General features: G+C 36.7%; 15 protein-coding genes, 1 tRNA gene and 1 pseudogene. 6 read left to right on the top strand and 11 right to left on the bottom strand.

Translation table 11 applies throughout. The features are described 5' to 3' along the window. Positions 1–8 precede the first annotated feature (8 nt). From D9O48_RS00085 to D9O48_RS00075, 3 genes are read right to left on the bottom strand one after another with little or no spacing between them, the layout of a single operon-like run. Positions 9–1,898: a CRTAC1 family protein gene (locus tag D9O48_RS00085; protein ID WP_126969357.1), complete on the bottom strand. Its 1,890-nt coding sequence runs from the start codon at positions 1,896–1,898 to the stop codon at positions 9–11. A gap of 7 nt (positions 1,899–1,905) precedes the next feature. Continuing rightward, positions 1,906–2,832, bottom strand: a complete 927-nt coding sequence (locus D9O48_RS00080) for a DUF1702 family protein (RefSeq protein ID WP_126969355.1) — start codon at positions 2,830–2,832, stop codon at positions 1,906–1,908. A 17-nt stretch (positions 2,833–2,849) separates the two neighbouring features. Then, entirely contained in the window at positions 2,850–3,029 is a 180-nt protein-coding gene (locus D9O48_RS00075) for a Sec-independent protein translocase subunit TatA/TatB (RefSeq protein ID WP_126969353.1), read from the bottom strand. Between the two features lie 428 nt (positions 3,030–3,457). On the opposite strand from D9O48_RS00075, the gene D9O48_RS00070 reads away from it, so the two are divergent. Next, positions 3,458–3,925 (top strand): nuclear transport factor 2 family protein, encoded by a 468-nt coding sequence (locus D9O48_RS00070; RefSeq protein ID WP_126969351.1) that lies wholly within the window; start codon positions 3,458–3,460, stop codon positions 3,923–3,925. Between the two features lie 103 nt (positions 3,926–4,028). On the opposite strand, the gene D9O48_RS00065 is transcribed toward D9O48_RS00070, so the two are convergent. The 5 genes from D9O48_RS00065 to D9O48_RS00045 form a co-directional block, all read right to left on the bottom strand. After that, entirely contained in the window at positions 4,029–4,385 is a 357-nt protein-coding gene (locus tag D9O48_RS00065; protein WP_126969349.1) for a hypothetical protein, read from the bottom strand. A 14-nt stretch (positions 4,386–4,399) separates the two neighbouring features. Beyond that, complete coding sequence (locus D9O48_RS00060; protein WP_126969347.1) at positions 4,400–8,440, bottom strand: DUF5977 domain-containing protein; 4,041 nt, start codon at positions 8,438–8,440, stop codon at positions 4,400–4,402. Between the two features lie 273 nt (positions 8,441–8,713). After that, on the bottom strand, positions 8,714–10,222 hold the full coding sequence (locus D9O48_RS00055; protein ID WP_126969346.1) for a flotillin family protein: 1,509 nt from the start codon (positions 10,220–10,222) through the stop codon (positions 8,714–8,716). Between the two features lie 2 nt (positions 10,223–10,224). After that, positions 10,225–10,791, bottom strand: coding sequence for an NfeD family protein (locus D9O48_RS00050; RefSeq protein ID WP_126969344.1), 567 nt, complete (start codon positions 10,789–10,791; stop codon positions 10,225–10,227). A gap of 429 nt (positions 10,792–11,220) precedes the next feature. Beyond that, positions 11,221–12,183, bottom strand: coding sequence for an alpha/beta fold hydrolase (locus tag D9O48_RS00045; protein WP_126969342.1), 963 nt, complete (start codon positions 12,181–12,183; stop codon positions 11,221–11,223). 463 nt (positions 12,184–12,646) lie between these two features. Between D9O48_RS00045 and D9O48_RS00040 the strand changes: the two genes are divergently transcribed. The 4 genes from D9O48_RS00040 to D9O48_RS00025 all read left to right on the top strand — a co-directional run bounded on the left by D9O48_RS00040 (position 12,647) and on the right by D9O48_RS00025 (position 15,191). After that, entirely contained in the window at positions 12,647–13,390 is a 744-nt protein-coding gene (locus D9O48_RS00040) for an outer membrane beta-barrel protein (protein ID WP_126969340.1), read from the top strand. An 83-nt stretch (positions 13,391–13,473) separates the two neighbouring features. Further along, positions 13,474–14,664: a GTPase HflX gene (gene hflX / locus D9O48_RS00035; RefSeq protein WP_126969338.1), complete on the top strand. Its 1,191-nt coding sequence runs from the start codon at positions 13,474–13,476 to the stop codon at positions 14,662–14,664. After that, positions 14,664–15,011 carry a Rieske (2Fe-2S) protein gene (locus tag D9O48_RS00030; RefSeq protein ID WP_126969336.1) on the top strand — a complete coding sequence of 116 codons (348 nt, stop codon included), beginning with the start codon at positions 14,664–14,666 and terminating at the stop codon, positions 15,009–15,011. The genes hflX and D9O48_RS00030 overlap by 1 nt, the downstream gene beginning before the upstream one ends. A gap of 106 nt (positions 15,012–15,117) precedes the next feature. Beyond that, positions 15,118–15,191 (top strand) — tRNA-Asn (locus D9O48_RS00025). Positions 15,192–15,363: 172 nt separating this feature from the next. Here D9O48_RS00025 and D9O48_RS00020 read toward each other — a convergent pair. After that, on the bottom strand, positions 15,364–15,912 hold the full coding sequence (locus tag D9O48_RS00020; RefSeq protein WP_126969334.1) for a hypothetical protein: 549 nt from the start codon (positions 15,910–15,912) through the stop codon (positions 15,364–15,366). 738 nt (positions 15,913–16,650) lie between these two features. On the opposite strand from D9O48_RS00020, the gene D9O48_RS00015 reads away from it, so the two are divergent. Next, positions 16,651–17,562: a hypothetical protein gene (locus D9O48_RS00015; protein WP_126969332.1), complete on the top strand. Its 912-nt coding sequence runs from the start codon at positions 16,651–16,653 to the stop codon at positions 17,560–17,562. A gap of 612 nt (positions 17,563–18,174) precedes the next feature. Here the strand turns inward: D9O48_RS00015 and D9O48_RS18985 are convergent. Both D9O48_RS18985 and D9O48_RS00005 read right to left on the bottom strand, forming a co-directional pair. Further along, positions 18,175–19,161: pseudogene (locus D9O48_RS18985) on the bottom strand (nucleotidyl transferase AbiEii/AbiGii toxin family protein). After that, on the bottom strand, positions 19,158–19,883 hold the full coding sequence (locus D9O48_RS00005) for a type IV toxin-antitoxin system AbiEi family antitoxin domain-containing protein (RefSeq protein ID WP_126969330.1): 726 nt from the start codon (positions 19,881–19,883) through the stop codon (positions 19,158–19,160). Before D9O48_RS00005 ends, D9O48_RS18985 begins: the two are co-directional and overlap by 4 nt. Positions 19,884–20,387: the final 504 nt, after the last annotated feature.

The raw sequence follows: 20,387 nt of genomic DNA, 5'->3' as shown, positions 1-20,387 counted from the left end.
AGTTTGGTTTAATTAGAAGGCAATAGAATAGTTTGCCATCCGGTATTTAAATAGATGTTTCTGGTGTTTCTTTTTCCTGTTTGATCTATCCATTTCACAATGGCTGCTACAGAATCCTTCGCATTAAAACCGCTCATACCGAAATGAATATCCGGAGAGTTTTTACCGGAATGTCCGTTTCCTCCGTCAATATAATGTGTATACGTTTTATTATTATGTTCGAAAGTAACAGTTGCCCCATATGGCAATGACGTATTACCGGCCAACACATAATTATGCTTAACAATATTTTCAATTGAATCGGACAGGAATAATTTTACACCTATAAAGCTGTTGTTACCTTTCAATGTATTTTTGTAGAGATAGGAATCTTCCCATTGATTAGCTACCACAAAATCAAGCATTCCATCATTATCAATATCACTGACAGCCAATGCCCGTGAAATAGAAGGGCGATCCAGATTTACTAAACCTGAAATATCAAAATACTTTCCTTCTTTTGACTGGGCGAAAAAGAACAGCTTACTATCGCCTGAAAGATCTGAGCCCGGTTGAAAGTTTGGCCAGAACTTGGGCTTAGCCAATAACTCATCGTTGGTAATTGCCAGCTCCTGCAACTCTGCCCATTTCTTTTTATCACCTTTTAAAAAGCCGGTTGCCTGCAGCGCTTCAATAGCACCATCATTATTAAAATCAGCCAGCTTACAGTCCCAACCCCATGAACTGCGCGACAAACCAAACTCTTCACTATAATTTTTAAAAGGAGCCACTCCTTTTGCCATTAAATCAAAATTGCCATTATTAATAAATAAGAAGTGTGATTCTTCCAATGCAAAATCATCGGCAATATTACTCACATAAATATCCAATAATCCATCTCCGTTAAAGTCGCCGAAATAAGCACCCATTCCCTTAAAAGAATCTTTTCCCAGAACACTGGAACGGATGTCATCAATCTGACGAACACCTTTCAATGATTTAAAAGCCAGCTTGCCCGGTGTAGAAAGATTGTGGAACAACTGATCGGGACCAAAGTCGTTCGCGAGGTAAATTTCAGGTAGCATATCTCCGTCAATATCAGCAGCTGCAACGGCTAATGTCCAGCCATTTAATTTCGGAATATCCTTTTGCCAGTTATTATCAATATGATAGTTCGCCCGTTGGTTTACAACAGAGTCAAATAACAAAAAATAAGTAGACCCGCCGTTATTGGCTCTCGACATAGAATGTTGCATCACCTGATCATTATCAGTGGCAAACGGATCTAAAACCTTTGAATTCTCAGGAAAATAGTTCGAAACCAGTATATCCACATTTCCATCTCCATCAAAGTCATTTAGCAGTGCAGAATTAGAAAACCATACCTGGTAGGGCGTTAATAGTTCAGTAGCTTCAAACTGAAAAGAATCGGTTTGATAAAATATAACCGGAGAGCGTCCCCAATAATAAACTAAAATATCATTTTTACTATCACGATTAAAATCATACACCAGCGAACCCATCGGTGCCATTGTATAGTCATAGTCAAGGCCGTGCGGAATCAGTTCAAAGGAAGCGTAAGTAGAATGATCAGGTGTAAGATTCGAAACAATTACCTGATTGGTTCTGGTTTCAACCTGTATCAGATCATTGTTTCTTCCATCAGCGTCCAGATCGGCAATTGTAGCAGCTGCGCCAACTGATGAAATCCATGCTGATATATGGGTATAATTTGGATGCACCTCTCTAACGAATTTTACTTCTTTATCGTTGAAAAGCGGCAACTGTTCAACCTCAAAACTAAATGAGTTGCGGAGTTCTTCTTTTTCCGATTCACTGAGCGAAGCGGGCATGGTCATAAAATAAAAGAAAGTCGGAATGAGTAATGCAAAAAATGTAGAGGCTATTTTGTATGACATCAATTTCTTATTTAAAGTAGTTTTGAATTGTTTGTTTCCATTGACGATCCAGTGCAGAAGATTCGCCTTCACCTACCGGATAAAATTGGTCTGTTAATGATGCCGCTTCATTAATATCCATTGAAATCAGCAGCTGCGCAGCATTGGCATTTAAGTCGGTTATATTCTTTGCCCTTCCTCTCGCTTTTGAGCCGAAACAAACACCTTGGGCAAATGCCGGAAAAAATTTCTGTGGTAATGTTTTTACCGCAGATAAAATATTTTCATCTACACCAACAGCATATACAGAAGCCAATCCAACACCAGCCCACAGGTCGGTCTGATATTCTAAAGGAAATGAAGCAATCGTTTTATTCAGAAGACTAAGATTACCTGAATATACAAACCACAGGCAGCGACCCACACCCTGATAATAAACATGCGTAGCATATGGATCTTTCAACTTCTGACTTACTTTCTTTTCTATCAAAACCTTTTTTGTATAGAAGTAAGTATCATGAAAGCCCATTCCGTCAATCACCAACCAACGTAGTACAGGATCAAATTTTTTAATTCTGGATTCAACTGAGAAAAGTGGAATTCTTGAATATGCCCAGCCAAGCCCTACATGTACCATATATATATGGTCATTCCACTCGGAGAATAATTTACTATAACAATCGAGTTTTCGGTTAAGGGACATTTCTATATTAAATCCGTGAGCCATAGAAGCTCCTTCGTACATAAACCCTCTGTTATATAAAACAGAAGTCGATTCTATGAAAGAAGCGCTCTTTTCTAAAGACTTATCTCCTAACGAATAGTTATAAGCCTTTAAAAAATCTTTTCCTATCTGCTCAAAATTGTTTTTATAGCTTTGGTTAGCATCCAGAAATTTACGTTTCTCGAAAAGTGCATTGGAGTAAGACACTTTCAGCAGTTTCAAATAAACCATAGTATATTATATTATAATCAATCATCTGTATCTTTTCTTTGTTTATTCCTTTCGTGTTTATACTCACTGATTCCTCTTCCAATACCCCGCATTAACTCAGGAATTTTTTTTCCTCCGAAAAGTATAAGGATAGCTATAACGATAAGGATGAGCTCTTTAGGCCCTACAGCAAACAGAAGTGTTACTAGAAATATCATATAAAAATATTTAGTATTAATGTATAACTATAACAACCATATACAAGTGAAAGACACAACAAATATTAGAGATTAATAAAAAAAGAAACAAAAGAAATCTGAAAAAATATTGCAAGAAACAATCGATAACAAAAACCAATACTGTACTAAATTAATAATCAGCAAGTTTCTTATTAACTGATTTGAACATATATCAACGAATAAAACATACAAACAGAATAATATTAAGATAATTCGTGAATTTGCTCTGCAGTTAAGCAACCAGTAATTGAAGAAAAAATATTTTTTAAAAAAAAGTCTGTTTTTGTCCCTTATTCAAGGTCTCAATTGTCCTATACAAGGAAAGGAAACTTTTCGTTGTTACATATTATATATATGTATACACTTTTTATCAAAGGACATATTCTTCATTAAAGTAATTATCAATTATGCGTTTAAGAAATCTGATATTCTTATCATTAATCTGTTTATCAGTTGCAACCGCCTGTAATGACAATGCTGCTGAGGCCAATAATGTTATTGGCGATGCGGCGTCTCCGAATCAGCAATTGGTTCAGCAATACTTTGATCTTTTCAATCAACATGACTGGGAAAAGTTATATGACATGTATTCTTCCAATGCAGCATTTAAAGATCCGGCTATGGGGCCTGGCCATCATAGATTATCGAAAGAAGAGTTTGTAAAAAAATACAGCGAGCTGACACATATGTTTCCTGACCTGAAAGATGAAGTAAAGAGTATCTATCCTTCTAAACAAAATGTTGTTGTTGTAGAGTTTGTATCTGTTGGAAACGGAGAAGGAGGCATGCAGTTAGAACTTCCGATCTGTACTATTTTTGAATTTGAGAACGGAAAAATAACGAAAGATTATACCTATTATAATAATGTGGAGTAATTAAGTATAAAAGAACACCCTCCAAAAAATATTTTTTTGGAGGGTGTAAATGTTTATTATAAAAACTATCATTGACCTGTAGTTTAAGTTATTATCTTTTATGCTACGATTCCCTTGGCTTAGCAGCTAAAGACCTTAGCCTGTTTAATTGTTTTTGTTTGTACTCATCGTAAAGGGGTTTTCCAAGAATTTTATATAACTCTCCATCTATCAGAGATTCTATCTTTCTTATATGAATTTTAATAGAATCCTGATTAGAATAGGAAGTCCATAGCTTTTCTATTTTATGCTCAATTGAAAGATGCATATTATAAACCTTTTGCTCCATTTTTTTACTCAACGATAATGAATCCACAATCCATTTAGTTCTGTCATAAGCATTTTTTGCACTATTTGCGTTTTGAGCAAATATTAAATTGTTGATTAATAGCAAGCAAAGCAGTAATAATAAATTTTTCATTTTTTTATTCTTTTTTAAAACCAACAAGGTTCTGTTTGTTCAATCGTAACAGTCGGTGACACTGAGTTATCACTAAACCTGTAATAATAAGTCCAGTAATATACTGCCCGACCCGGATCATATACACAATCTACAACAATAAATAGCCCTGCCTCACACGCATTATTTACACACTTTACATCTTCTCCTGAACAGGAATCACAACTTCGCGTACATAAACCAACATGTGTTGCATTTGATTGACCTCTGGAATCGAGTGCTGTTTGTGCCAGAAAAGTGACATGTTCAAAGCTTATAAGTGAAGAAAACTCTCCTGCATATATAGTATATTCATGCGTTGTTCCCTGGAAACCGGGCATACACTGTTTTGTAAACAATTTAGTCATTTCCAGATTATAATAAACACACTTGCCATTATCATTGACAAATTGTTGTCCGACTGAATCAATATAAGCATTTGCTCTCAAATCAACATCTTCCTGGTTGTTGGTCGAAACAATAAATCCTGCCGGAAGTGTATAATTTAATGTGTCAGGCACAGCCGGAGAGATGCAGTTATTTCTAATAAAACTTTTTGTAAGCTCAGTATTATAGTAATATATTGAGCTTAGGCAATCTTCTATTTCACCTTTAATATTATAACAAAACTGCTTTAAAATATTCCTGTCATTATCTCTTACAATACTAAGTCGATTCATATTATCGTACTCATAAAAAGTTGTTTTTCCTGAAGGATCAGTTTCCGATGACATTCCGACACCAGGAACATAAGTGTAAACAGAAGCTATAGCATCCTCAGGTATGATCAAAAACTCTTTTGCAAAGGTCGACGCCGGTATCACTATACTTAAACTACGGCTACTCGATTTAAATTTTAATTCATGATGTACCCAGCTTCCTCTCGCCTGAGTTTTTTGGTCTAGAATAGTAATGTTATAAATTGGTAATAAACTAACAGACCCCTTTGCCCAATAAGTAAATAAGTAAGTTTTTGAAGTATCAAGTGACATTCCGGTTAACATAGAAGCATTAGTAGAACTAAAAGTATATGGATACTTTGGGGCTGTTGAATCAATAACTATACTCCAGGGTGGGTTTGAACCACCATCTTTCTTTACAACTTTACCATTTTCATCTAACCCCATGAACCAGATTTCAAAAGGTTCTGTGTTCAAAGCTTTCAATATAGGATACTGACCGTTGTATCCCCACACATAGCCTTCCTTCAAATCATAAAGTTTAGCTCTTGATAATATATTACCATAAGAGTCATAATTGTAGAATTCATATCGCTCTGCCTGAAAGCTTACCCCATTCTCTATTACCGAAAAACTTGGAAAAATTCTATTAGCAAACCTTCCATAACCATTCGATACTCTTTTTACCATTTTATTACCAACACTATCTACTTGCTGTATCACAGGGTTAATTATATTAAAACTATCAGTCATGGCCCGAAAAATATCTGAATTGCTATCGTATGGATAGGTAAAACTTTCCGTTAAAGTATCACCTCTGGAATTAACTCTTATAGTCTTTTTAGGACTTAAATGAGCGTAATTTTCAGAATATTTAAAATCGATAGAAGTTATCATCGCCGGCAAGCTATCTCCATTAGTGTAATATCTCGTGGTTGAATTAGTTTTCAAAACAGGGTACTTATAAATCTTATAGGCAGCTGCCGAAAGAGTTACTCCTCCTAAAATATTTACAGGATTTGAATAGATTGCTCTTAAATAATGTCCTTGCAAAGCCGGATCATTTATATTATATTCATATGTATCATGCTGAATCAACTGCAATGAATCCTCTGAAAAATTTTCAAATATCCTCTTTTCCAACAAAAGTCCTCTGTTACTATGTTTTGAAGAGAAAGGAGAAAAAATTGATTTTGTAGGATCTATTGTAAGTATAACATTCTCATCTAAAATATCATAATTAGTATACTTGTATTTTGTAATACCTCTATTTTCAACCTTTTCTGTTACATATGTATATCCGATAGGAGAAGAAAGCGCATTTGTTGACAATGGAATATATGATTGACTGGAGAATCTTTCGGACGTATAGTTGGTACCCGTTGACAGCTTTGAAACATAAGCCAACCAAAAATACTTTGGCAACCCACTGCATATTCCTCCCGAATACTCGTACTTCCGTGTAAGTACTGAACCATTATCAGATATATCATCAATCTGCTTAATCCTAAGCCCTCCTACTGTTCCGGTTTTCGATTGTAAACTGAACGCTCCATCTGCTTCACTTCTTACCACTAGCTGTTCATAAGAATGAGGCTCATAGGTAAATTTCGTAGAACCTCCGGTTGGCCAATATACTTTGGTGAGGGACCCTGCTTTAGCATAATTAAAATCAGGCGCCTTTAAGCCTCCATATGTTGAAAATTCTGTAAAATTATAATTAACTAATGCTATATTCTTACCATTTGAATAACCCCAATGATCCGTTGACATAGATAAATAATCAGGTAATAATGTACTATCGTATTCAAAGCGGTAATCTTCTGACGCATAACGAAAGTCTTTCGATTTCCTCTGTACTGAATACAACGTTAGGCGTTTTGTTGAATCGCTGGAATAAGTAAAATGCGTTCTACTAATTCTACCATTTGTTCTTTTATCATAAACATTAATACTATCTAATTTTTTATGATTAAATGCTCCATAATTTACCATTTCAAGCACTGGTTTATCTACAAAAATGTAATCCTCATTTCTCAGAATGTATGCAAATGGACGAGACAGCGCACTGTTGCCGGGTAAATATCTAATCCTGGGCGAAATATAATTATGAATATCTTTATTATAATAAGTTGAATACACAAACAATGCGTCATGAATAGCATCAATATTATAAAAAAGTTGTTTGGAAGCACTTCTGTGAAACTCTATTTTTTCATTTTCCGATTCAATAGACTTTAAATAAACGTTGTTAATAATTTTTCCAGAAATTAAATTCTTTTGATCAATTGTAGTAGAATTGGTGAAAAGAAGCCAACGAAAAATTCCCCTTCCACTTGAAGATGCTGAGCTTTTGTCATATGAAATATTTCTCACAAAATATGCCGTCGGACTATCAGACTCATAAGTAAAGTTTATTTTCTGGCCGGTGGGTGAAGTAATACTCTGTAAATACCAGGTATCGATTTGTTCATTATCCCAAAGCTGGGCAAAAAAATCAACACTTGATTCATAAAAAACCGATTCAGTGAACGGATTTCTCACACCAAAGTCATAAGCATTACCATCAGGAGTTATTATCCGAAATCCATAAAACTTCAACTCTGCCACTCTCTGCTTTCCGGTTTCATTGGTAGCATAAGGACGATCCCAATCTCTCGTAAATACAGTATAATGACTTCCGTTGTTAGGATCTGCTACATAAGTTTTATAATAGAAGGAATCTGAAAGGAATTGTATTTTCAGGTCAGGATTGCCTACTGATACAAAAAACTTATTATGGTCGAAAGAAAAAGTTCCGGAATAACCATTAAAATTAAACCTGAAAATATCCGGTTCCCCATCCGTTTGAATATCCGCATCATCATTAGTGATTCCTGTTCTGGCAACAGAATCAACATTAGAGAAATCATACCAGTTATTTTTAAATAATACAGCATTCGTCATTAATCCATGTTTCACTTCTTTTACATAAACGTTGTTAGTATCTCTGGAAAAAATATAAGATCGGTGAAATTGCATCTCATCTGGAAAACCACGAACCTCCCTGGTAATCATGCCTCCTGCATGTAGAGACCAGTTAGTTCCCGTCCAGCCTGGATACACATCCGGCCTAACTCCTCCACTGCTATACTGTAAAGAAATGGGCACAGACATTTGTCCGAAGTTTAAATTATAGATCGGAATACTAACATCCACTTCACCACGATGCAATGAAACAGGAAGATCCCCATATTTACCTAGAGCCACTGCATTGGCACTAGGGATAGAGACTACCGGCTGAAGATGCTGAGAATAAGACAAAAAGCTAATTAATAATAAGATGAGGATAGTTAAGAGCCTGCGTAAAAAGGTCATGTTTATTAAGAATTTATTGTATCAGGGTTCTATTTTCCATTTGCAACATTACAATGAATATAATTTTTACCAACAATCGCTGATAAATAGAAACTTATTTTTTTTAATAAGTATAAACCTTACATCATGATACAGCAAAATAATTAAATCATCAATAGAGTATTTTTTTATATATAAAATCAGAATTAAAATGTTTACATAAAAAATAAAAGGAACTTAATCTCTTTGAATCGAGATCAGGTTCCTTTTACTTTAGCTGGTTATGCTAATAAATTAGTTTTTATCTTGCGCCGAAGTATCCTCCCCTTTATCTTCACCTTTCAGGTAAGTTGGCAAATTCAATCCGGCCATATTAAACAGGTCGTTCAATGGCGGAACGGTTTTCATCATACCGGAAACAAAGTTTGCGGTAGAGCCATTACCGTTTTCATTATTACCCGAATCCCAAACCGTAATCTTATCGATTTTGATATTCTTAACGGCTTCTACCTGTGTTTTTACCAACTCAGGAAGTTTTTCAATTAATAATAACTGGAATGCTTTGGTCGGATCTCCACCGGCAGCAGCTACTACTTCTTTATAACCTTCTGCCTGTTTGGTTAAGATCTCAAACAAACCTTTTGCTTCCGCTTCCATTTTTGCATAAATCGCATCTGCCTCACCTTTCGCATTTTCCCTGATTCTTTCCGCATCAGCCTGTGCTTCAATGATGGCTCTTTGTTTTGCAATTTCAGCCGGTACTACGATGTTTGCAATCTGAGTGGAGCGTTCTCTTTCAGAACGTGCTAACTCAGCTCTTTGCTCAGCCACGTAGGCTTCTTCCAATGCTTTCGCCTGCTGTACTTTTTCGGCCGACATCGCTACGCGTAATGATTCCGCTTCTTTTTCCCTTCTTAATGCTTCTGAATTGGCAATGGCAATTTTGGCTTCGTTTTCTCCTTTGATAGCTATCGCATTCGCCTCAGATGTTTTAATTCTCGTATCTCTCTCCGCTTCAGCCTTACCGATCGCTTCATCTTTAGTAGCTGATGCAATGCTGATTTCTTTATCTTTTTGAGTAATCGCAATTTTTACATCTCTGTCTCTGTGTGTTTCTGCGATTTGTGTATCTTTTTCTCTGTCTGCAATTGCTTTACCGGTTTCCCCGATTTTCTCCTGCTCTGCAACACTGATTTTCGCTTCGTTGATCGCTTTTGCAGCAGCTTCTTTACCTAATGCCTCTATGTAACCTGATTCATCTTTAATATCCGTAACGTTTACGTTGATCAGTTTCAAACCGATTTTTTTCAACTCACTGTCTACGTTTTTAGAAATGTTATCTAAAAATTTATCCCGGTCAGAGTTAATTTCTTCAATGGTCATGGTTGCAATTACCAGACGTAACTGACCGAATAAAATATCTTTTGCCAATTCCTGAATCTGACCAGAGCTTAATCCTAACAATCTTTCTGCAGCAGTATTCATACTTCCCGCATCTGTTGAAATAGCAATGGTAAATCTACAAGGAACGTCTACACGTATATTCTGACGGCTCAACGCATTGGTGAGGTTCGCTTCAATAGACAAAGGTTTTAAATCTAAAAACGCAAAATCCTGAATTACCGGCCAGATAAATGCACCACCGCCATGTATACATTTGGCAGAAGCACCTCCGGTTTTACCATAAATAACTAAGATTTTGTCTGACGGACAACGTTTATACCTCGATACTAATGCAGTGATGGTTACGAAAATCAACACTGCGGCAACTACGATAATTGCAATTGGTGGAATGTCTAGCATGTTTAGAATCTTTCTACGATTAAGATATTATTGTTTTCTATTTTGACAACTTTTACCGGAGTGTTTGATGGCAGCCGGCCATTTTCAGTCATGGCTTCCAACTCACGCACCGACCCGTTTATACTGATCAATACTTTACCGATTCCTGATTTATGCTCGGGAATGGTCAGATATACTTCTGCTGTTTTACCGAGGGCATTTTCTATTTTAACTGAATTGTCTTCAGCGAGCTTTTGCAGTTCGCGGATGATGACAAAAAACAAATACACGAACCCGGCCCCGACTGCAACCGATAAAATAATCAGCTGTGTTTTGTTAGCGACGGTATTGAAGAGCGAAATACCCGTCCAGCTGAAACCCAGCAAAAAGTTGATCAGGTTTCGTAAAGAGAATAGTTGGAAAGGCGCCTGGGCACCGTCCAGGTCTCCTTCGAAATCGGCCTCTATTCCGTCAGTAGCATCTGTTCCGATAAAAGTCATGATCGTTTGAATGATAAATATCAAACTCGTTGGAATGGCTACATACCAGAACGACTTTAACAAGGGGTCGAGGTTAGATAAAAATTCCATATAGTTGGGTGTTAAGGTGATTACTCATCATAATAACTGTTTCAAAGCAAATCTTACAGGCATCCCGCGATTGCTTTTCATTAACGTATTATTCTATAAAATTAGTCGCATAATGATAGGAAAAATTACGAAAAGAGAAAAAATAATATATACAGAACCGTGATTATTCATATATCTGTAAAACAAACAATTACTTTAGGGAAAACAATACCTTCCGGTATCTGAAAGATGTTCAAAACACCGGTATTCAGGAGGACTCCTCCTGCTATAATATACGTTTTTTTTTGAAGATTACCAAATGAGTTTACTATAGAATATTAGATTTTTTGGATTGATAAAACAAGCCAGACAGATTGTTAAGACTGATGTTTTTTCAACCATTGCCTCCAACCCGTTTAACTTTGAGGATAATATATTTCCAGCTGACTGCTAGGCATTCCGATCTTCTAACCATTTCAAAATGCATTGGGTAGTTTCTTCCGGCTTTTCCTGTTGAATCCAGTGACCGCAATCAAGACTAATAATATCCAAATCAGTAACATAATTTTTTAGGGTTTCAGATTTTGGAATCGTGTCGCGTTCACCATAGATCATCAGTGTTGGTTGAGGAATGATTGGAGTTATGTTCGCCATTAAGTGCCAGTTTCTATCCAGGTTTCTGTACCAGTTTATCGCTCCTGTAAAACCGGATGATTCGAAGGCAGATATAAATACAGACAATTCGCTGTCTTCCATAATAGGTTCGCCGGGTGAGTTTTCTGCTTGTGCAAGATTTATCATAAGCATTCCCCGCTCCGGTGGTGCAGGAAGCAGGTTTTTGCGGAATATATTACGAAGAAACCGGGATGCATTTTCATTCATTATGGCATCCGCTACGCCCGGTTGACGGTTGAAATGAACAAAATAGAAGTCCCCGCCAAATATGGCTTCCATGAACTCAATCCATGGTTTTTCTCCACGCTCTTGATAAGGCAAGGCAAGGTTTATTATTTTATTGACCCTTTGAGGATGTAACAATGCCAGATTCCAAACAACATTCGCCCCCCAATCATGCCCAACAAAAGTAGCATCCTGATACCCATAGTAATCCAGTAATGCAACCAGGTCGCCTGTCAGGTGTTCAATATCGTATTCCGTTACTTCTGCCGGTTTGTATGAGTTGCCATAACCTCTCTGGTTGGGGATGATGACATGATAGCCAGCTGCAACAAGTGCCGGCACCTGATGACGCCATGAAAAAGCATGTTCCGGAAAGCCGTGGCAGAGTACAATAGGGTTACCGCTATGTTGTTTGCCGGCCTCAAAAACTTCCAGCTCTATACCGTTGACTGAAATAAGGGTGGGGTGGAGGAAATTGATTGACTTAAACATTGAACTGGTTTCGTTTGTCATTTTTATTCTTTTAAAGATTAATTAAAACAAACTTATCGCTACCAGGTGACAGCATTATGTCAGGAGTCAGAATGAAGGAGAGAACGCTCTCCCAAATACGCTTGCAAGGTTATTTTGTGAGGCTCAGATTTGTCACGCAGTTGTATTGCCCGGTCATTTACCGAAAACGCAGGTTAAGTATCGCAGGCGAGCGATGTTTCGCATAACTTCATTGAGGATATTATTAAAAGTATTTTTTTGGGGGGATAATAGGTACGCAGATTTGGTAGAGCGGCAATCACAGTTCGTCGATAAAATATACATGTTACCCGTAAATAGCCGGTTTTAACGCAAATTTTTGAATCTGCTTTAGGTCATTTTCTTAAAAAGCTTAGCTTTACAAATACAAACCTAAACGCAAAAAGTGAAAAATCTTCGCTATTATTGCAAACTCTAGGTCACCAATACTGATTAATTATATCGGATGAAAAAATTATTATTTGTAGTTCTGGCTGTTGCTTCTACATTATCACTGGCTGCACAAGACTCAACTGAAGTAAAGAAAACAAAAGAGAAAACGGATTGGAGTAAGGTAAAGCTTACAAATCGTTCAAACGACCACTTTATGCTCCAGCTAGGTTACAATGGCTGGTCTGGCATACCTGATACCATCAATGCCGGCGGTATCTCAAGAAGCTTCAATGCTTATTTTATGTTCGACCTTCCTTTTAAAACAGATCCTCGTTTCAGTGTGGGTATCGGTGCCGGTGTGGGAACCGACAATTTCTTCTTAAACAAAACCACTGTTGACATTCGCGGTCAATACAATAACGAATTAAGTTTCAAAAATGTAGCTGATACGAATAACTACAAAAAGTATAAAATTGCAACCGCTTATCTGGAAGCTCCTATTGAGTTAAGATTCCAGGCTGATCCTACCAAAAAGAACAGTTTCAAAGCGGCGATCGGCGGTAAAGTAGGTACACTGGTAAGTGCTTCTTCAAAAGGTAAAACATTAAGAAACAAAAACGGTGGAACCATCTTAAACGGAACAGTTCAGGAACACTCAAAAAGATTCTTCAATGGTACCCGTTTACAGGTTACCGGCCGTGTAGGTTGGGGAGCGTTCTCCTTGTACGGATCTTACCAGTTTAACGCCTTTATTAAAGAAGGATCAGGCCCGGATATTCGTCCGTTCCAGATCGGAATTAACATTTCAGGCTTATAATTATAAAAACATTCACTATAGAAAAGCGAATACCTCTTGGTGTTCGCTTTTTTTGTGGTTATTTTGTAGTAAAATTAATTTCCTTGCTAGAGAATAAGAATATTATAAAGAACGAAGAAACAGCGGTTCTTGTGGGATTGGTTCATAAATCACAAACGGAAGAGCAGGCTAAAGAGTACCTGGACGAATTGGCTTTTTTGGCTGAAACTGCCGGAGCCACTACTATAAAAACTTTTCAACAGAAACTTCCTCATCCGGATTCTAAAACCTTTGTAGGTAAAGGGAAACTGGAAGAAATTGCCGCTTATGTAGCTGCCAGAGGAGTAAGTCTGGTTATTTTCGACGACGAGTTAAGCGGATCACAGATCAGTAATATTGAGAAGGTGGTAAAAGCCAAAACCATCGACCGTTCGGATCTGATTCTGGATATTTTTGCCCGCCGTGCTAAAACCGCCCAGGCAAAAACCCAGGTAGAACTGGCGCAGTATCAATATCTTTTACCCCGCCTGAAAGGGATGTGGAAACACCTTGAACGTCAGGGTGGTGGTATCGGAACAAGGGGGCCTGGTGAAACTGAAATCGAAACTGACCGTCGTATCGTAAAAGACAAAATCTCATTATTAAAGAAGAGATTACAAGAAATTGACAAACAATCTTTTGTACAAAGAAAAGATCGTGGTGAATTTATCCGGGTTGCTTTGGTGGGATACACGAACGTTGGAAAATCAACGATCATGAATCTTTTGAGCAAGTCGGAGGTATTCGCTGAAAATAAACTTTTCGCTACGCTCGAAACTACTACCAGAAAAGTAGTGTTTGAGCAAGTACCGTTTTTGTTAAGTGATACGGTAGGATTTATCCGTAAACTACCGCACCATCTGGTAGAAAGTTTCAAAAGCACGTTAGACGAAGTAAGGGAAGCAGATATATTATTACATGTAGTGGATATTTCGCACCCTCAGTATGAAGACCAGATCGGGGTGGTGAAAAAGACTTTACAGGATATCAAAGCCGATGAAAAGCCGATGCTCACCATTTTCAATAAAATGGACCTGTACGAAAAAAACACCTTTGACGAGTGGCTCGAAGAAGAGGTAAAAGTCGACATCAAGCGCGAGTTGAGAGAACGTTGGGAGCATGAGCTCGAAGGCAATACGGTATTCATTTCTGCGGCTGAGCGAACGAATATCGAAGAATTGCGTTCGTTGATATTAGGAAAGGTAAAAGACTTATATAAAGTTCGTTATCCATATAAAACTATTTTCTTCGAATAATGACGGTAGAGTGGCATAAATTTATGATGCATCCGAACGAACTCAACTGGACGGATCAGCACCTGGCGGCGGTAGAGGTAGACGGAAGAAAACTTGGAATAGCCCGTTGGCAGGATCAGTTGTACGGATTTCAGCAAAAATGCCCGCATGCGAGTGCGGATATGGTGAGCGGATATGTAGATGCGATGGGTAATGTAGTGTGTCCGTTACACCGGTATAAGTTCTGTTTAAAGAACGGCCGGAATGTAAGCGGGGAGGGTTATTACCTGCGAACCTATGCGATAGAAGAACGTGAAGATGGCTGGTACATTGGGTTACCGCCGAAGTCAATGTTCAAGTGGATTTAAAGAATTGTGTGTGAAGCGATAAGGCGAAAAAAAAATTAAAAAAAAGTGCGAAAAAATTTTGTTCGAATAAAAATTTTCTTACTTTTGCAATCCCAACACGGGAAATTCCTCCTTAGCTCAGTTGGTTAGAGCATCTGACTGTTAATCAGAGGGTCGCTGGTTCAAGTCCAGCAGGGGGAGCCTCCAAGGACTTTTCAAGTAAAAATTGAGAAGTCCTTTTTTTATTTCCTCTACACGCTTGTTAAATACAGTTTATTAGATAGTCAAATGAATTAGTCTTCTTGGTTAGATATTGATGATTTCTGACATTATACAAAACGCCTTTAGGAAACAATCTACTTTGAACTACCATTCACTTGGAAAATACGCCTAAATCATTTCTTAGATAAGGCACGCGCTCTACAATTCTCTTCCTAATCACTTTAGCCAACGTAATACAAAACCCAGTGTTAGAGATAAGAGTGCCCATATTCTCATAATAATATCGAGTTCTTATAAATAAATTAGAAGCCTTATCAATATTCTCAAAAAAACCTTCGCCTTGCTGCGAAGGATGAAAATATGGATGGTTTGATATGTAAGCTGTTTCGGCTTCAGGCAATTTCTTCATTAGTTTCCCAATATCATGCCCCCGGGCAGTTATATCATAAGTATGAAGAAGCAATTTCACATGTAGTTCTATTGAAAAAGCTAAACATACAAGCGCTGGTGTTGAAAGATCCATATCGTGTTCTGTAAGAGGCATTGGCACACTAAGATCTTTGAACTTCTTTTGATGCTCCTCAATTTTGTTTGATTGCGTTCTGCGCAATTCACTTGTTTTTTCTTGTAATACTTCATAAGCGTCGTAATGACTACGCGCATCTCGAGCTAACATGAGGGTGCTGTGATCTAATTTCATAAGCATGTATAAATTGTGTATTTACTTAGTTAAGGTTTAGTTTACCGAAAATAAAGCAATTCCAATATATGGATTCTAAGCTTTGGAAGGATAATTGACATGATAAAGACGCTGATGGTTTTAACCAAAGCACCTATTTTCTTTGAGTCAGACCATATCTCACCAGATCGCTAAAATCTCGTAAATCAATCAGAATCTGGTTAGATAATTGTAAAAAAAGGATAATAATTAAGTAGATAATTTCCCAATAAATATCAAGCAGCCTATAATCTCATTCGCAATAAAAGCTGTATGTATCATGCAAAAAATAAAACTTCCACAACTCCTAAGTAAAATAAGCGGAGCGTCTTAAACATTCACTTGACAAATAAACACATTAAGACAACCTTTCATGACGGTCAGTCATCTCAACCAATCACATTAATTATTTGAACTAAAATAAATGACAAAAAAATGACAGAAGGTCATTAAACTAAAGAAGGTCTGCTTTTTGGAAATGTATTTATCGACCAAAACTATTACAAATAGAAACCGTAGTATCACACAACTAACTGTTTTTATGAAACCCATCGGCTGGTCCCCTAAGTGGTAAAACTTTAAACTAGTGCAAATATAATGGAATGTTTTTCAATTTTCCAAAATGTTCTCAAAAATTCTGTGTGATGGTAAATAAGTAACTATGATCAGTACCATAGCGGATGCAACTAAAACCTGATCACAAATTTTTAAAATATTTTTATGAAAAGAGTTAATAATCCAGAAAGATACCTAAAAGGTATTATAGAACCAAACACAAAGTATTACATTGGTTTCGGAATTAAAGATCTGACTGATTTTGGCAAAACTCATCCAGGAGTTAAGGACCTAATAGCAGGCATCAAAAGCTCAGTAGTACTAACAGGCAAAAAAGGTATTTTACGTGAAAATACAACGGGAAAACTTGTTCGCAAAAGGCCGGAACGAAAGATTTCTATATGGAAACATATTGAGTACTATAACTCGAAGTGGGAAAGATGGATAAGTTATGATCGTGAATTTTCTATATGGGAGAAGAGTCTTTTACATAAATTCAATCTAGAATTGTCTGTAGCAAAGACTCCTCAAGGTGAAATTATTTTGGTATTCCCTATGCTTATAATGCAAGAAAATGATCAACATTATTTGAGAGCTGGCGCAGCTATGAATCTAGCATACACGTTAAGTAATTATTATTTAATGTACAATGTGGAATTTGAACCAATCATACCAGTAACAAAATTTAAGGATAGATCAATTCTACCCGCTGGATGTTCCAACAAGTCAATTTCCGAAAAGCTTGAAACAATACAGAACCGCTTACAAGGCACACCGGAGTTTGAATCCACCGGCAATAGTTATAGATTTGCTGTTCTTAAAGAGCAACAGCCAAATGACGTTACAATTGGAACAGGAGGTTTCCATGAATACTTAATGTTTGAATACAAAACAAAAGACCTTTTAATATTTGAGAACCTTAAAAGTGGTAATGCTACATATCTCTTCAGGTTATCCAAATTTGATTCAAACAAAGAACTAGACAAACAAAGTGCGTCAAAAGATCCATCTTTCATAAAGCGTATAGTACACGAAAATATAAACAGGTGGAGTTCACAAGTGGGAACCTACTTTTGAGTTTCTTTTCGTTTAATGCGGATTACATAAGTTAATTGGAAACTGTTTAGTTTTGATTAAGCAGTTTCCAATTAATACTTTCTTTGTATTGTTTTAAATCTTCAACTCTAAAACAAGCACATTATCAACGATTCTTTATGAATTGTTTTTGCTATATATAATTAAGTTTAAACGTTTAGTCATCTTCTCTATTTTTATAAATCTTAAAACATTTAGCATTTGTAAATAGTACCCGTCAAAAGCCAATAGTTTTTTACAGACAATGTTGCACGAGCAAACAAACGTTTATTACTACGTTTTGTATAATAGACGTTCGAAATTTATCCGGAAATACAAAAGAAAAACGGGTTTTAATTGACTGAAACCAGGTTTTATTTTAGATTAATTATATCCGTTGATAAGGTTGTCCAGCACCAGCTTCATTACATTTTTTTCATCTGGTTTGCTTTCGGCGATCATCAATAGCGCATACTGTTGTGACAGACTAATCGAAAAAGAGAACAATTATCTCATGTAACAGCAAAGAAAAACATCTCTCTATCGATTAAAATAGTAATAACCTGCCCTCTCTGATGTGCACTTAGATGTTTCAGATGTATGAGTTATTTATATTTATATCCTTATATCTATATTCCAACTTATACCTTTAAGACGTTTTTTTATTTGCTGTAAAGTCAACAAAATCTGATCTGCCGACGGAATCTCACCGCCGAATACCATAGCACTGAATTGATTATTATAAACGGCTCTTAGCTGTTCCCAGGTGTTTTCCAGATCGCTGAACAGGAGTGATTCATTAGGATGAAATTTGAGCCATTCATTGTTGGATTTATAACTAACAACATCATCCTGCCCTACTTTCAAGAGCATATCAGTGAAATCGTCTGAATGGAAAAAATCGGAAAACTCTTTTACCTCTAATAACTGATTCAAATCGTAGGCATGGCGAATTTTAAGCCGTAAATCTTCAATGGGGTCATCGCTATAGGAAAAGCGCACCAGGCTCATGATTTTTTCACAGATGGTTCTTGTTGGCTGCAAGACTTTTGCGGTAAAGGGACGCAAGCCGTATTCTTCGGCTAACTTCTGCTGCCCTCTTCTTTCCATCATGTCATACACGAATGAACTTATCGGCATTTCTGTATAAGGCTCGAAATATCCCAGTCATGTAGCTTCCACAATAATCAAATCCCTTATCTGACCGTAATCTCCTGAAAATTGTTTTTTATATTCATGAGCTGTTTTTCTGTTCATGCCCATTTTAACAGTTACTTTTGGCAGATTCACCTCAGGAAGCACCTTAGAAACTATTTCACTGATCGTTCTGATTTTAGTGGTTAATTTGTTATTCGATTCGCCATCCCTTCTTAAAACAACCAGGTCTATATCTTCGGAAAAGCGCTTGATAACTCCAAAGCACTTTAGTAAAGAGGTGCCTCCTTTAAAAACAGATTCAGCGCCTATTTTGCTATTGAATAGTGTGAAAAGGGCAAAGGTTACCCAATAATCCTTTTCAATGAATACTTCAGGAATGCCTATATCCTGTGCGGTGAATTGTATAGCCTGCCTGAACAGTTCTTTGTTTTCGTGTAGTTTCATTTCAAATTCCAGTTTTCCGAATTCGCAATAATTTTAGAAGCTCCAGGCATTTTATAGACGGTTACAGGATTGAGTGTTTTCGATAGTTTTTCTGCTAATTCATTATTTCCTAAATTTTCAAGCATGGCACCTACAAGGGCGCGTGTGGATGCAGGGTATTTTAAAGACAAGCTAACCATCTTCTTTTTGTCTGCAATTGATAACTCTTTTAATATGATTTGCAATCTCTCGAGCGACAAAAGAAAAGGCGTATCAGGAATCTTTTTTATATAGCGGATAGCATCAAGAATTTGTAGTAAGGGGATATTGTCTCTCGTTATTTCATTTTTCTGCCGAATAAATGTAATGGTATATCTCCCCCGCCTGAATTGTGATCGGATGTCGTTTTTTCCAATCTGAATGGTATTACTAACCTGAGTGGTTAACCCCAGTTTATTGTAAATGGAATATCCGGTAAGGTAACCCGTCACTTTACCATTTTCTTTTAATAAATCTTTCACGACCTGATATTGATCTGGTTCCAGTGTACCAAATACAGTTTGCTCAGGTTTATAGTATTTTCCTTTCCCCAGCTTTGCCAATTTCCCCGCCGCCACCATTCTATTGAGCGCTTTGATCACCGCCTCCCGTTGATCTGGCTCCTTCAGAAAATCGGTGTAGGTGAAGACTTGCCCGGTGGGTAGCCTGACTATAGCGTTTGTTATGTTTTTTGTTATGCTCATAGCTTTATGCTATCACAAATATAACAATTTGTCCAGTTTTTTGTATTAAAAACTGGACAAACAAGTGAAAAATAACTTTCTCAAGAAGGTTGATTTAACTAAAAACAAGTTCTTTAAGCAAGTAAAAATTGATATATACTTCAAAATCAATCCAGTCCAAGGACATAAAGTATTTTAAATCAATAGGTTTAAAAACAGAGAGCTTCTTAAACTAATTAGTTTAATAAGTTACCCATTTAAAGTAAAACAGGTTTATTTTTAGACAAATACAGGTACTTATGCTACTGTTAGCAAACTAATTTTAAACCAGCAAATGAATATCGTTTACGCTAAAATTGCCATTCCGGCAGGGCTAAGATATTCTGTAAATCCTGTATAATTTGGTTAGCAAATACTCTACTTGGGGGAGCGAAGACCGGGTTTCAAGCAATTGAAACCCGGTCTTGGTTTGTGTTATTGATAGAAAAATCTGAATAGCTGCCCTATTTTTGTCAGTAACAGCCT

It is taken from the genome of Gynurincola endophyticus (genome assembly GCF_003991195.1).
Lineage (GTDB): Bacteria > Bacteroidota > Bacteroidia > Chitinophagales > Chitinophagaceae > Gynurincola > Gynurincola endophyticus.
Note: the sequence above shows the minus strand (reverse complement) of the source record. Positions and strands in the feature narration are given on the sequence as shown.